This is a genomic window from Mesobacillus sp. (assembly GCF_047739415.1).
GTDB lineage: Bacteria > Bacillota > Bacilli > Bacillales > Cytobacillaceae > Mesobacillus.
Genome location: NZ_JBIQOE010000185.1, coordinates 1 through 12,990, shown reverse-complemented (window position 1 = coordinate 12,990; position 12,990 = coordinate 1). Strand labels below are relative to the sequence as shown.

Genomic DNA, 12,990 nt, shown 5'->3' with positions numbered 1-12,990 from the left:
ACTTTCCGAAAGGAGGAATAGGGAATGGATTATTTTGATCGGTTTGCCGTGCCTAATCCCGGTCCGACAATATATGCTTCAATGGTTGCCATTGTACTTACTCTCATTGCAATCTTAGTTGGTGTAACTTATTTTAAAAAGTGGGGTTACTTATGGCGTGAATGGTTAACAACGGTTGACCATAAACGAATTGCGCTGATGTACCTAATATCTGCCTTGCTGATGCTATTCCGTGGCGGTGTGGATGCTCTTATGATGCGTGCACAAACTTCTGTTCCTGATAACACATTGTTGGGTGCACAGGAGTATAATGAAATCTTCACTACACACGGGGTTGTCATGATAATTTTCATGGCTATGGCTTTTGTCACGGCCTTGATGAATTTCGTGGTCCCTTTACAAATTGGTGCTCGCGACGTCGCATTTCCCCGTTTGAACGCACTAAGTTTTTGGTTGTACTTTGCAGGGGCCATGCTATTTAACATCTCATTTGTAATCGGGGGGTCCCCTGATTCAGGTTGGTCGTCTTATTTTCCGCTTGCAAATAATGACTATAGTCAGTCTGTAGGAACAAATTATTATATGTTTGCGCTTCAGATTTCAGGTATTGGAACATTAATAACTGGTATTAATTTCATCACGACCATTTTTAAAATGAGAGCGCCTGGTATGAAATTAATGAACATGCCAATGTTCACATGGACTGCCTTAATTACTAATTTAATTATTGTTTTTGCGTTCCCGATGTTAACTGTCGCCGTTACAATGGGTTCGATGGATAGGCTATTTGCGACAAAATTCTTTACAACCGCTGATGGCGGGGTTGATATGCTTTGGGCGAACCTATTCTGGATGTGGGGCCACCCTGAAGTGTATATCTTAATTTTGCCAGCCTTCGGTATTTATAGTGAAATAATCCCGACTTTTGCACGCCGTAATCTGTATGGATACAAGTCAATGGTTATTTCGATAGTAGCAATATCTGCACTTTCATTTTTAGTTTGGGTTCACCATTTCTATTCAATGGGTCAAGGGGCGTTAGTCAACAGTATTTTCTCGATTACAACAATGGCGATTGCTGTTCCAACCGGAATAAAAATATTCAACTGGTTGTTCACACTTCGAAAAGGGAAAATTACTTTCACCGTCCCTATGTTGTATTCACTAGGATTTATTCCGATTTTTACAATCGGAGGAGTCACAGGAGTTATGCTGGGCATGGCTGTAGCTGACTATCAATATACGAATACCATGTTCTTGGTCGCTCACTTCCACTTAGTGATAATTCCTGGTGTAGTCTTTGCGATGATTGCCGGAATGACCTATTGGTGGCCAAAAATCTTTGGTTTCATGCTAAACGAAAGAATTGGGAAATGGGCGTTCTGGTTTATTGCAATCGGCGTTATCGTAACTTTCTTCCCGATGTTTATTTCTGGTTTAGACGGTCAAGCGCGCCGTATGTATACTTATTCAGAATCAACCGGATTTGGAATATGGAATATGATTTCGTTTGGCGGAGCACTGATGTTAGCAGCAGGCTTTGTTTTAATTGTATATAACATCTATTATAGTTTCCGGTACGCACCAAGAAATATTGGTTCCGATCCATGGGATGCACGCTCTTTAGAATGGGCAACCCATAGTCCGGTACCAGAATATAACTTTGCTATAACGCCTCAAGTTAATTCCAGTGAAGCATTCTGGGATTATAAGAAGAAGGGTATGGAGTTATTTAAGGGCAAATATGAAGAAATTCATATGCCAAACAACAGTGGTCTGCCGATAATAATGGGAGCGATATTCTTCGTATGGGGTTTTGCGTTCATATTTGGTATGTGGACAGTTGGTATCCTTGCAACACTAGGTATTTTTGCTACTATGGCCTACCGGTCATTTGAGAAAGATGACGGCCGTCATATCTCGATAAAAGAAATTGAAGAGACAGAAGAAAAATTGGGAGGTGCTATAAAATGAAAATAGATCACTCGCAACCTCTTGAATATAGTACCGAGCAAAATCGTTTGAATATTTTTGGGTTCTGGGTATTCCTTGGGGCCGAAATTGCGCTTTTTGGAACACTTTTTGCTTCTTATTTTGTATTGGTTAATGGTACCGGGAATGGTCCATCAGGAAGCGAAGTTTTTGTAATTAGCACACTGATAATCCAAACGTTATTACTATTAACAAGCAGTTTTACAATTGGATTAGGCGTTCATGCCATGAGGCTGGGCAGAAAGACCGCGATGATCAACTTTTTTGCCCTCACACTTATTCTTGGTTTAGGGTTTTTAGGATTCGAGATCTATGAATTTACTCAATATGTGCATGAAGGGTTTACCCTCCAAACAAGTGGTTTTTCTTCCATCGTATTCCTGATATTGGGGACTCATGGGGCACACGTTTCCGTAGGGTTCTTTTGGGGATTATTCATCATAATGCAGGTTAGAAAACATGGGTTGACTCCGAAAACAACCAATAAAGCGTTTATCTTCTCTCTTTACTGGCATTTCCTAGACGTAGTTTGGATCTTTATTTTCAGCTTCATCTACTTGAAAGGAATGATGTAAATATGAAGGAATTATTTCCCGCTAAGCAAGTATTGGGCTTTGTATTTTCACTGCTCCTTACTGTAGCTGCTCTTGCAGTTTACTTTATTGATATGTCAAACGGAGCTGGCATAACAATTTTAGTTATAACAGCATTTACACAGGCACTTCTTCAGCTGGTTGTTTTTATGCACGCTGGTGAAACTAGCGATAAAAAGGCTATTTACACGACAGTGTATTTTGGAGTTTTTATCGTTATAGCCAGTATTTTTGGGACTTTAATAACAATGATTTGGGGTTATTAATAATACTCTGTGTTTTCTTTAGAGGGTGTCAGCTGACACCCTCTTGTTTCACATTAGGAAAGTATATTTTGGCTCATTGCTCATCCTTCTGTGGGATTATTGAATGTAATGAAAAGGGCATCCATATCGGCGCTCTTATTTGAATCCTGCAATTATTTGAATTTTGCTAGTTATTTCTTTTATTTAACACGTTTTCATATATGACAAGAAACAACCCCATGAGAAATATGAAGACACCACCCACGATGGTTCCGATCCCTATAGCAGTGACGTTTTCGGAACCACTTCCAATAAAACCTAATGAAAATATTATGCTCCCAATGGTCAAGACTAAAATGCCGACAATTTTCACAATATTAAGCATATTGCTTTGTTTCATTTTGGCTCACCTCTTTTTTGCTATATTATTCAAAATATTCACATAATTGTCAACTATTTTTCGAGTAATCAAAATTTATTTTTGTTTTTTGGTATATGGTGTGCTCAATTATAGTCTGTTGTTTTTTTCCCTTTAGCTATAAGATTAAAACTTAATAAACACCCTTAGGAGGGATCAGGTGAATCCTCCATTTATATTCTGAATTGGCAAGGTTCTTATACTGGTTTATTTACAAATTGTGGAAACTGCAAGAATAACAAAAAAATCCCCTTTTATTTACTAATAAGAGGATTTTCATCAAGTGTACTATTTTTTTTAAACTGGTCAGTGAGGTGGTGTGCCTGTATTGTCTTCCTGATTCCGATTGACCATAGAATTACCATATATAAAATTATAGGTAAAATCCAGTTAGTGATAGTAAGCAGGATAAATGTGTACCCTCCATGCAGTATGGTTGGCAAAAGTAAGGAAAGGAATAATAACCAGTGGCGAAAATCCTTCGTGAACTTAGCTTTTCCTATATAATATCCCATCATCACACCGAACAAAGCATGGCTTGATACCGGCAGTAGTGCTCGGCTCAAGGCAAACTCTACTCCGTTTGCCAAAAGATACAAAATATTCTCAGCAGACGCGAATCCTAATGATACAGCTGTACTATAGATGATGCCGTCATATGGTTCATTAAATTCCTGGTGTCGGTATACGGCATAATAAACTATGAACCATTTAAAAAACTCCTCCAATAACCCGACTGATAGAAAAGATTCGAATATCGGTCCTGAAATGATGTTCTCAGCAGTTAAAACATAATGAATGAACATGATTGGAAAAACAAGCAGGGCCCCAAGAAAGAAAACTTTCGCAACTAATGATAAGGGCTCCGCCTCATATTTGTCTTTTAAATAAAAATAGCTCAATAATGCCACGCCAGGTGCTATACCTGCTGTAATGGTTGATATCACCACATTCCCTCCTCAAAAAACTTAAGGATTATTCTATTGGTTTTTATGTATAATGTTTTACGGGAAATACATGAAAATCCAAAAAAACTTGACCTTTCCACAACAGTGTAACATAATGTCTATATGAGCATATATGCATTTAGTTAAAATACTTTTTTGGTATTTAATACGTTACAGTAATTAGGAGTGTTAATGTGAAAAAAATCGTTATTGCGCTTTCGTTAGCAGCTAGTATAACAGGGTTAAGTGCTTGTTCGTCAGGGAACACAAATTCGGAAGTTGTTGCCGAAACCAAAGCAGGGGATATTTCCAAGGAAGATCTTTATAAGGCAATGAAAGAAAAGTACGGAGAACAAGAATTACAAGAACTTGTGTATGAAAAAGTGCTTGCAAAAAAGTACGAAGTATCTGATGAAGAAGTAAATAAAAAGGTAAAGGAAATCAAAGATCAAACAGGTGAAAACTTCGAAATGGTCCTTGCACAAAATAATATTAAAGATGAGAACGAATTAAAAAAAGTAATTAAAAGCCAACTCTTGATGGAAAAAGCCTTAATAAAAGACGTCAAGGTGACTGATCAGGAACTGAAAGAAAGCTATGATGCATACAAGCCTGAAGTTAAGGCTAGACATATTCTTGTGAAAGATGAGAAGACTGCCAAGGAAGTTAAGAGTAAGCTTTCTAACGGCAATAAATTCGAAATTTTAGCTAAAGAGTATTCTACGGACAAAGCTTCTGCTGATAAGGGCGGAGATCTTGGCTGGTTCGGAACAGGAAAGATGGATCCAGAATTTGAGAAAGCTGCGTATTCACTAGAAGTTAACGAGGTGAGTGATCCTGTAAAATCCTCATTTGGTTATCATATCATTGAATTAACGGATAAAAAGAAGAAAAAGTCCTTTGATGAAATGAAGTCCGAACTTGAATATCAAGTGAAGCTTTCAAAAATTGATCAGACAAAAGCTCAAGAAGTTATGCAAAAAGAATTGAAAGACGCTGGCTTGGTTATAAAGGACAAGGATTTGAAGGGGTTACTGAGCAACAGTTAGGTTGATTTCTTAATATGCACCATTGCTCCCTGTCCAAATATCTTGGGCAGGCTTTTTTAAGAAAGGCTCTGTTATAGATCGATGTTGTTTTAAAGCCCTGTTGATTGTAGTGGAAGGCGCGTAGACTCCTGCGGGATGAGCAAGTCATGGGGAGACCCCGCAGGCGCATAAAGCGCCGAGGAGGCTCCCCGACTGCCCGCGGAAAGCGAAGCGCCTGGAACGAAAATCAACAGCCAAGTTTAACAGAGCCTTAAGAAAATGAAAACCCCGGGCTATTCCCGGGGTTCCAAAAAGATTTCAGAGTATTAAAAAATCTTCCCTATGGTGCTAAAATATTTTTTGGTTCGCCAACCAAAGATATTAGCCCGGAGGAAGTCCTATGTCTAAAGAAAATAACAGTTTGAGCACACACTACCTGGAATTGTAAGTATCAAATTGTATTTGCCCCAAAGTATAGGAGACAGATCATTTATGGGAAGATTAAAAAAGATATTGGGGAAATACTCAGCACATCATGTGAAAGAAAAGGTGTAGAAAAATTGAGCAACCGCCTGTAAACACCACGTACATATGTTAAAATCAAATACAACAAGATGTTATAGTCGCAGAGCTATTAACGATGAGGAATACATTGATCCATTCACAAGTACCAAAGGCTTTCAGCCGCAGAGAAAAGTCTCGCGGGTTGTTTTTATTATAAATGGACCATTTTCCCGTCAATAAATGCAAAATGTTTTATCGAACATTTGAAAAAAATTATATGAAAACGGACAAGTCTTAATTCCTAAAGAAATAACCAACATATTGAAAAAAGAAAGGCACCACATTATTCGTAGACTATCAACAAGGCAATATTATTTTTGAAAAACAGAAAAGCGATTCAACCTTGAACAAGCGGTCTAATGGTGTGATAAATAATCCAAAAGAAATTAGGGCGTTAAATGAATTGGAATCGACTGTTATCTCCTTATAGAGGCAGACTAGCAACCAGCAAGGATTGTATTAAAAGCTATTCATTGATAAATTTGTTTTTAATTTTAATTACGTTTTTCAAAACTATTGAAATTATCTGCTGATAAGTTTAGCTTATACATGAACATTTATGCATGTAAGGGAGGTTGCGAAATGATTAAGGTATTTACGTTTCTTATTATTATTTTAGCAGTTCTTTTTATCGCTTATGTTTTTTTTCTTTACAAAGCCTATAAAAAAGGGAATAAATAACCAATAAAAGGGGGGTAATTTAATGAATATGGAATATAAATCAGCGAGTGAATTGCTCCTTGATTGGAATATTTTTGTTATCATCTTTGGGATTGCGCTAATTTTTTATTATAATTACAAGAAAAAAACGATTGGTTTTCAAGTTTCCAAAAAGAAAAAATTATCTTTTTATACGGGTGCGGGATTGTTTATTTTTGCCCTGGGTTCTCCAGTTGATGCTGTTGGGGACTATCTTTTCTCGGTTCATATGGTCATCCAGTCCATCATTTATCTGGCTGTTCCTCCGTTGATTCTTTACGGTTTACCTGATAAGGAACTTGAGGGATTTTTGTCGAAAAGGCCGGCTTTGAGAAGAACCATTCATATTCTGACAAAACCGATACTTGCGTTATTGTTGTTTAATGGCTTTTTTTCTTTCTACCATGTCCCTTTCATTTTTGATTTTATCATGGGGAGCTCGTTATATATGACTCTATCCATTATTTTCTTGTTAATATTATCATTTATTATGTGGTGGCCGATTGTATCACCTGTGAAAAGCATGGATAGTATAAAACCGTTATATAAAATTGCCTATATATGTGGCATGGGCATCCTTCTGACTCCGGCCTGTGCACTGATTATTTTTTCTAAGGACCTATTGTATACTTCATATTTACATAGCACCCAATTATTTGGGGTGGGTGCGTTGGATGACCAGCAGGCCGGTGGAGCACTTATGAAAATAATCCAGGAAATCATTTACGGTGGAGTTATTGCTTTCATCTTTTTTGCATGGGCAAAAGATCAAAGGAATGACGAGATTGAAAACAGTTTAGAAAAATTCGAGGAAGAGTATTTAAGTTCATTAAAAGAAAATCAAAATATGTAATTATTACTTTTTTTAATGAAATGTGCATAATATCTGCATGAAAAATAGCTATTATTGTAGAGAGCTAGGACACCCCCTTTACTATAAAAAATCTTTCCCATGTAGGTAAGGCTGTCGTAATAGACAGCCTTATTTATTAGAAAAAATAGGTTTAAAGCCAAACGATCATTGGCTGGAGCAGATATTGAATGGGCATGTATGGAAAAATAACGAATGACAGTAACTTTAAGCTTTTTGTTCTGATTGGAGTCATGGTATTTGGCGGTATGGCATTGACTTCGATAATAGATGCCGATTACTATAGTAAAAAAACCAATTAACAGAATACAGGCTGTTTATATTGATTGCTGCAGCTGTTTAGCATATTATGAGAAAAGAACTTGCACACTTAATACCGACCTTTTTAACAACAATCTTTACTGAAAAAGCGATCAATATAAAGAAATCTCCCCTTACTAAGCTGGTAAGGGGAGATTTTCTTTATATTCCATAATTTTAGTTATGACCACAGTTTTGTTGGTCCTCGTAATTTGGGCCTTTGTATTGATGCTTTTGGTTTGCTTGGTGATTTTCGTTCATGTTTACTTGATGATTGGTTTCTGTTTGGGAATGATTACTATTTGTTTTATCATGGCTGGAATGCACGCTTGAATCTTCCGTATTGTGATTGCTTTCTTCCTTACTCATGGAAGAGTAATGGTTTGCTGCAGCTTGTTTTTCCGTGTTTTTTTGTGAATTAGAAAAAGGTACGGCTTGCTTCTCGATACTTTTAGCTGGACTAGAAACAGATGCTGCTTGTTTGTCGATATTTTTTGATGTATTTGAGACAGTCGCGGCTTGTTTAGATGATGATGGAGCCATTTGATGTTGCGGCTTCAATTGTTTCATCCAAGCTGCATCCAATTGCATGAAATGTTCAGGTCTTATACCCTCCATCATTTGCTGATCCAAATCAATCATTTTTTCGTATCGATCTCTATAATCTACTGTAGAACTATTCTTGGCAATCCTTTCCCACTTTTGATGAAGGCTATTGGTTTGCTTCATCCACCCCCTGTCAAGTTCCTCCATTTTTTCTCGAGTGACATTTTCCATCGATTGCCGGTCCTTTTGGATCATTTTCTCGTAAATATCAACCGTCTTTTTTTTCAATCCATAATCAGCTGCGACTAACCAATTATCATGTAATTTTTGCATTTGTTCAGGAGAAATTTCCTTTACGGTGTTTACAACAGTTTTTGCATTAACTTGCATTGTTTTTGTCTCGGATGGGTTACTTATATCGGTACTTACTATCTGTGTTTGATTTTTTATGCCTTCCTGTTGGCTGTCTGGTGAAAGAGCTGCACTCGCAACACCGAGGCCGCTGACACCTAATATTGTGCTAAGTGTAATAGAAGCTATTTTTCCTGGGATAATCATTTGGATGACCTCCATTATTTATTTGATTTTGTAACGGGTACCCTTACATTCTGTTATCCGAAGGGAGTTCTAAATTTAGGGGGTGCGAGAACTGTTTTTAAAAATTTATATTTTGGTATTTTCTTCATAAATGCGCTGACAGGACACTAAATACAGTATCGGTCATTATCTGTGGCATACGTTCTTTTTTTATCACAAAATGTTCAACTTTCCCCTGCGTATACTATGTGGGGTATTGTTATAATGGAAACCTGTTAAACAAATATTTTTTTTGGACCTTTAATCTACCAAAAATTGAAATCATTTACGGATAACAATATAGTGGAGTGATAACTATGCAGGATGCGACTCGGGAACTTGTTGAACAGTATCAAGCAGGGAACCAATCAGCGCTTGGCGAATTGGTTCGACAGCAGCGCCCTTTCATATACAAAACAACGAAACGGATGTGCAAGAGGAATGTTTATTGGGATAAGGATGACGAATTAAGTATAGCGCTTATTGCTTTTCATGAAGCAGTTGAAAAATATGAACCTGGTAAGGGAGCAAATTTGTTAACTTTTGCCCATAAGATTATTCAGCAACGATTGATCGATTATTTCCGAAAAGAAGAGCGCCATCATCACCTTCCGATCGATGGAGGAAAAGATGAAGAAGAAGTGGAAGTAAGTAAAATTGAAAGGGATAAGGCGGTAGATGACCACCTCCGCAGACAGGAACAGCTGGAGATGGCAGCCACCCTGGCAGAGTTTGAGGAACGCTTGATCGAATTTGGAATAACAATGGAAGATCTCGTAGGTGCTTCTCCGAAACATCGTGATACGAGAGAAAATTTGCTAGACATAGCAAAGATAATCAGCCATGAGGATGACATTCTTTCTTCTTTAAAGGCAAAAAAGCAATTACCTGTAAAAGAAGTAATGAAACGGGTGAAAGTGAGCCGCAAAGTCCTCGAGAAAGGAAGAAAGTATCTGATTGCAATGATTATTATCATCACGGAAAGGCAATTTGCATCGATAAAAGATTTCGGAGGGATCAAGGATGAATGAGCTTAAGAGAGAGTGGTCGATATGAAAACAAGGGTGCTTGTATCGAAGATTAAACACGATGAAGGGAAAATGATTGTATTCACGGAAAATAGTGAATTTCAAAAGCTATCCATTCCTGAGGGATCATCCCCTTCTCCAGGAGAGATGATTGAAATAGATCTGCCAGAAGAAGGAGCAGAGAGTAAGCAAGCATATAACAAAAAGCCGTTCTTTAAAATATATCATTCAAATAAAAAATGGATTTCAGCAGCCGCCATGATCCTTCTTCTTGTTGCAAGCATGTTTTACGGGAAAATCAGCGAAACATCCGCAGCCGCTTATGTAAACCTGGATATGAATTCGAGCATCCAATTGGAAGTGGATGAAAACGGGATTGTACAAAAGATGAAGGGATTGGATGCAGAGGGCGAGAATATAGTCAATTCGATTAAACTTGATAATAAGGAACTCTATTCCATTATTCAGGAGTTAGTACAAAGAGAGAACAGTCCCGATGGCAATATAGAACAGGATGAAGTAATTGTGATGGTTAGTCTGGTCCATCTCGATGAATCTATGACTCCCGCAATCAATGAGGAAAAACTATTTGAGTTGATTAACCGGGTGTTAGAGTCAAAAAAAATATCAGGGTATATCGTAATCAATCCGGCGACAAAAGACCAATGGCAGGAAGCTGAAGAGTCTGGCTATACAATGAATGAATATATGCTGAAGAATCATGCACAAGAACATGGAGTTGAAATCAGCGGAAATCAATTACATGGGGAACACAGTGCAGCCGAGTATATGGTGAAAAACAAAATACCTGCAAAACAAATTTTTCCTGAAACAAGTTATAAAGTAAACTGGGGAAATTCGGATTCTGATCATACGAATCGAACGGAAGCAAAGCCGGAAGAATGGAATTCGGATCATCAGGTTCAGGAAAAAGAACTTCATGGCAGTTTGCCGGACAAGGAAACTCATGCCGGTAGTGAAATGGAACAAAAGCAGCCGAGTCAAAACACTATCATAAGGGAAGAAAAAGTTGACAAACAAAATGTGGAAAGCAATCAAACGGAACAAAAACAAATTGACCACAGTCAGTATCAATCACCATCTACAACTCAAGGTGAAAGGGAGATGAATGATGAAAAATCCGGAACCGAAGAACGACATACAATGGATTCGCAAGATAGAGACAGGAAGGAACATGGGAAGTAACAAATATAAAAAGAAATGGATAAATAGATGATTCCAAATGACAGCTGTATAAAAAAATAGAAGATGGGTCAATCCGAAAAGGATGATCCTTTTTAGTGAATTGATTTGTTTTCACAACAGCAGTAAAGGCTGACTTAAAGTGGCTGGAGGCTGATATAGTATGGGAGTTTTGATTAGTAACCTGATGTTTCGAATGAAACTATCTTCTACGATTTCCGCACCAAATTTACTTGCTTGTTTTTTGCTAGTTTCAACAAGTTCAGGACCAGCAATTTAAAGGAGTTGTTCCGAATGGAAGTGTATTTGTCCAGAATGGCTCTTTTAATGAGGATAACGAGATAAGTGATCCTGATGCTTATCAAGAATACATTCCTTGTCGGAAGAGATGCTGCTCATACAGAAAAGCATATCAAGCAGATAAAAAAAGAGGAGTTCAGAGAATTATCTCTGAGCTCCTTTTGCGTTAATTCTGCTGTTTGTCACTTTTCAACCTTCTGGTAAGCCAGAACGGCAAATACAAAATGATAAAAGTTACAAGCGCAATGGCTTCCAGCGAAAGAATGTACCAGGGCCATGGGCCGAGATAATCGATGAGCGAAGGATTGACTGGTTTTTCGGAGATGTACATATAGTTTCCTTCAATCAGGAAATTGACGATGAAGACGATCGGTGTATAGACGTTCAGCCAAAGGAATGCTTTCCAAATGGAATTCCCTGTCGGCCTGTATCCTGCGACAAATACCATGAACAAGTTGGCAATCACCGTTCCGCCATGTGAAATGAAGAAATGAATATAGCGGTAGTGTGGGAAGGTGTATAGGCTGATGTCCGGCGTGATCATTGCCTGGAGCGCGCTGCCGACACCAACAAAATAGGTGAATTCAAATAATGCGTATCTTTTTGTTAAAAGTAAAAGGGCGGAAAGGATAAGTGAGATGCTGCTCAGATGAAGGGGCAGAGAGTATTGGTAGCTCCAATGGCCGCTCCACCACAGCCATGCCTGCAGGCTGATTTCGGATAGGATCAGCACGAGAAAAAATCCAACCCGTGCAATACGATTGATACGAGGATCCCTCAGTGTTTTACGAAACAGAAAGAGCAGGATGACCATAAGCAGGAAAGCCGCAAGTGTATACAGATGAACACTGGAAAATAGCTGAAAGACATTTTCTGTACCTGGCTCAAAAAGTTCCCTCATAAGCCCTCCTCCAATCGTTTAATAGTTCAATTTTCCCAAATCATACTCCTACTTTAACATATTCTCAGCTGGCATATATATGGTTAGAAAATCATACATTTCAAACGATTACAGTTTTGGGGAGGGTGAGAACATGCAGTTTTATTACGGCCAGCAGATGCCCTTGCGGATATTGGATGAAGCTGAGTTTTGGAAGCACCAGGAGGAGGAGCATACTGTTGTGATCAGGGAGTTGACTCCTGATTTGGAACAGGAATATGTGAATGCACTGAAGGAATGGGAAAAGGTATTGGGGGAGACCCGCCATCAAGTTTTAAGATTCATCGAGACGGTGACGAGGTCCGCCAATTACATACCAGCCCAGCTGCACCAGCATGTGTTGAAGCTGACCTCGTATTATTTGGAGCAAAGTCTTAATTTTATCAAATTGTGCGAGCAGATTAAAACTGAAAGCGAGGCGGTGAAAAATAACCCAACCGCCAAAGTGGTACTTGATCACATTATCCGGGAATCAGAATACTTTGTCGGGATTGCCCAGGCGCTCTTGTATCAGCAGACAACTCAATAATAAAATCAGAATCAGCCAGTTTTACGGGCTGATTTTTTATAGTTAAGGAAACTATAAAATTTTTGAGTTTTGGATAACTTCATGAAGTTTTCTTAATCCAGCTCCAGCGCCTAGCCCCTCGAGACGCTTCGGTCCGCCCAATGAAGTCAAAGAACGACTTCACCGGTCGGCCCTCCAGCGCTTGTCGGGGCTGAACGAGGCGCTTGCGCTT

General features: G+C 38.4%; 11 protein-coding genes and 1 pseudogene. 9 read left to right on the top strand and 3 right to left on the bottom strand.

The features are described 5' to 3' along the window. Positions 1-24 precede the first annotated feature (24 nt). The 3 genes from qoxB to qoxD are packed head-to-tail and all read left to right on the top strand — an operon-like array spanning position 25 to position 2,851. Positions 25-1,974: a cytochrome aa3 quinol oxidase subunit I gene (qoxB, locus tag ACH0QE_RS14800; RefSeq protein ID WP_415801365.1), complete on the top strand. Its 1,950-nt coding sequence runs from the start codon at positions 25-27 to the stop codon at positions 1,972-1,974. Next, positions 1,971-2,567: a cytochrome aa3 quinol oxidase subunit III gene (gene qoxC, locus ACH0QE_RS14795; protein WP_415801364.1), complete on the top strand. Its 597-nt coding sequence runs from the start codon at positions 1,971-1,973 to the stop codon at positions 2,565-2,567. Before qoxB ends, qoxC begins: the two co-directional genes overlap by 4 nt. A 2-nt stretch (positions 2,568-2,569) precedes the next feature. Further along, positions 2,570-2,851 (top strand): cytochrome aa3 quinol oxidase subunit IV, encoded by a 282-nt coding sequence (gene qoxD / locus ACH0QE_RS14790; protein WP_415801363.1) that lies wholly within the window; start codon positions 2,570-2,572, stop codon positions 2,849-2,851. Positions 2,852-3,502: 651 nt separating this feature from the next. On the opposite strand, the gene prsW is transcribed toward qoxD, so the two are convergent. Continuing rightward, a complete protein-coding gene (gene prsW / locus ACH0QE_RS14785) occupies positions 3,503-4,195 on the bottom strand; it encodes a glutamic-type intramembrane protease PrsW (protein ID WP_415801362.1) in 693 nt (230 codons plus the stop codon). Positions 4,196-4,389: 194 nt separating this feature from the next. On the opposite strand from prsW, the gene ACH0QE_RS14780 reads away from it, so the two are divergent. The 3 genes and pseudogenes from ACH0QE_RS14780 (at position 4,390) to ACH0QE_RS14770 (ending at position 7,339) form a co-directional block, all read left to right on the top strand. Continuing rightward, on the top strand, positions 4,390-5,244 hold the full coding sequence (locus ACH0QE_RS14780) for a peptidylprolyl isomerase (protein ID WP_415801361.1): 855 nt from the start codon (positions 4,390-4,392) through the stop codon (positions 5,242-5,244). A 379-nt stretch (positions 5,245-5,623) separates the two neighbouring features. Continuing rightward, positions 5,624-5,826, top strand: a pseudogene (gene tnpA, locus ACH0QE_RS14775) (IS200/IS605 family transposase); the annotation flags it as partial. Positions 5,827-6,490: 664 nt separating this feature from the next. Beyond that, a complete protein-coding gene (locus tag ACH0QE_RS14770; protein WP_415801360.1) occupies positions 6,491-7,339 on the top strand; it encodes a cytochrome c oxidase assembly protein in 849 nt (282 codons plus the stop codon). Between the two features lie 495 nt (positions 7,340-7,834). Here the strand turns inward: ACH0QE_RS14770 and ACH0QE_RS14765 are convergent, their stop codons facing one another. After that, the gene (locus tag ACH0QE_RS14765) at positions 7,835-8,761 is read right to left on the bottom strand and encodes a hypothetical protein (protein ID WP_415801359.1); all 927 of its coding nucleotides are present in this window, start codon (positions 8,759-8,761) and stop codon (positions 7,835-7,837) included. A 335-nt stretch (positions 8,762-9,096) separates the two neighbouring features. Between ACH0QE_RS14765 and sigI the strand changes: the two genes are divergently transcribed. After that, positions 9,097-9,810: an RNA polymerase sigma-I factor gene (gene sigI / locus ACH0QE_RS14760; protein ID WP_415801358.1), complete on the top strand. Its 714-nt coding sequence runs from the start codon at positions 9,097-9,099 to the stop codon at positions 9,808-9,810. A 21-nt stretch (positions 9,811-9,831) separates the two neighbouring features. After that, on the top strand, positions 9,832-11,013 hold the full coding sequence (locus tag ACH0QE_RS14755; protein WP_415801357.1) for an anti-sigma-I factor RsgI family protein: 1,182 nt from the start codon (positions 9,832-9,834) through the stop codon (positions 11,011-11,013). A gap of 463 nt (positions 11,014-11,476) precedes the next feature. Here ACH0QE_RS14755 and ACH0QE_RS14750 read toward each other — a convergent pair whose 3' ends face one another. Next, positions 11,477-12,211, bottom strand: coding sequence for a TIGR02206 family membrane protein (locus ACH0QE_RS14750; protein ID WP_415801356.1), 735 nt, complete (start codon positions 12,209-12,211; stop codon positions 11,477-11,479). Positions 12,212-12,344: 133 nt separating this feature from the next. Here ACH0QE_RS14750 and ACH0QE_RS14745 point away from each other — a divergent pair, with 133 nt between their 5' ends. Further along, the gene (locus tag ACH0QE_RS14745; RefSeq protein ID WP_415801355.1) at positions 12,345-12,779 is read left to right on the top strand and encodes a DUF2935 domain-containing protein; all 435 of its coding nucleotides are present in this window, start codon (positions 12,345-12,347) and stop codon (positions 12,777-12,779) included. The last annotated feature ends 211 nt before the right edge of the window (positions 12,780-12,990 follow it).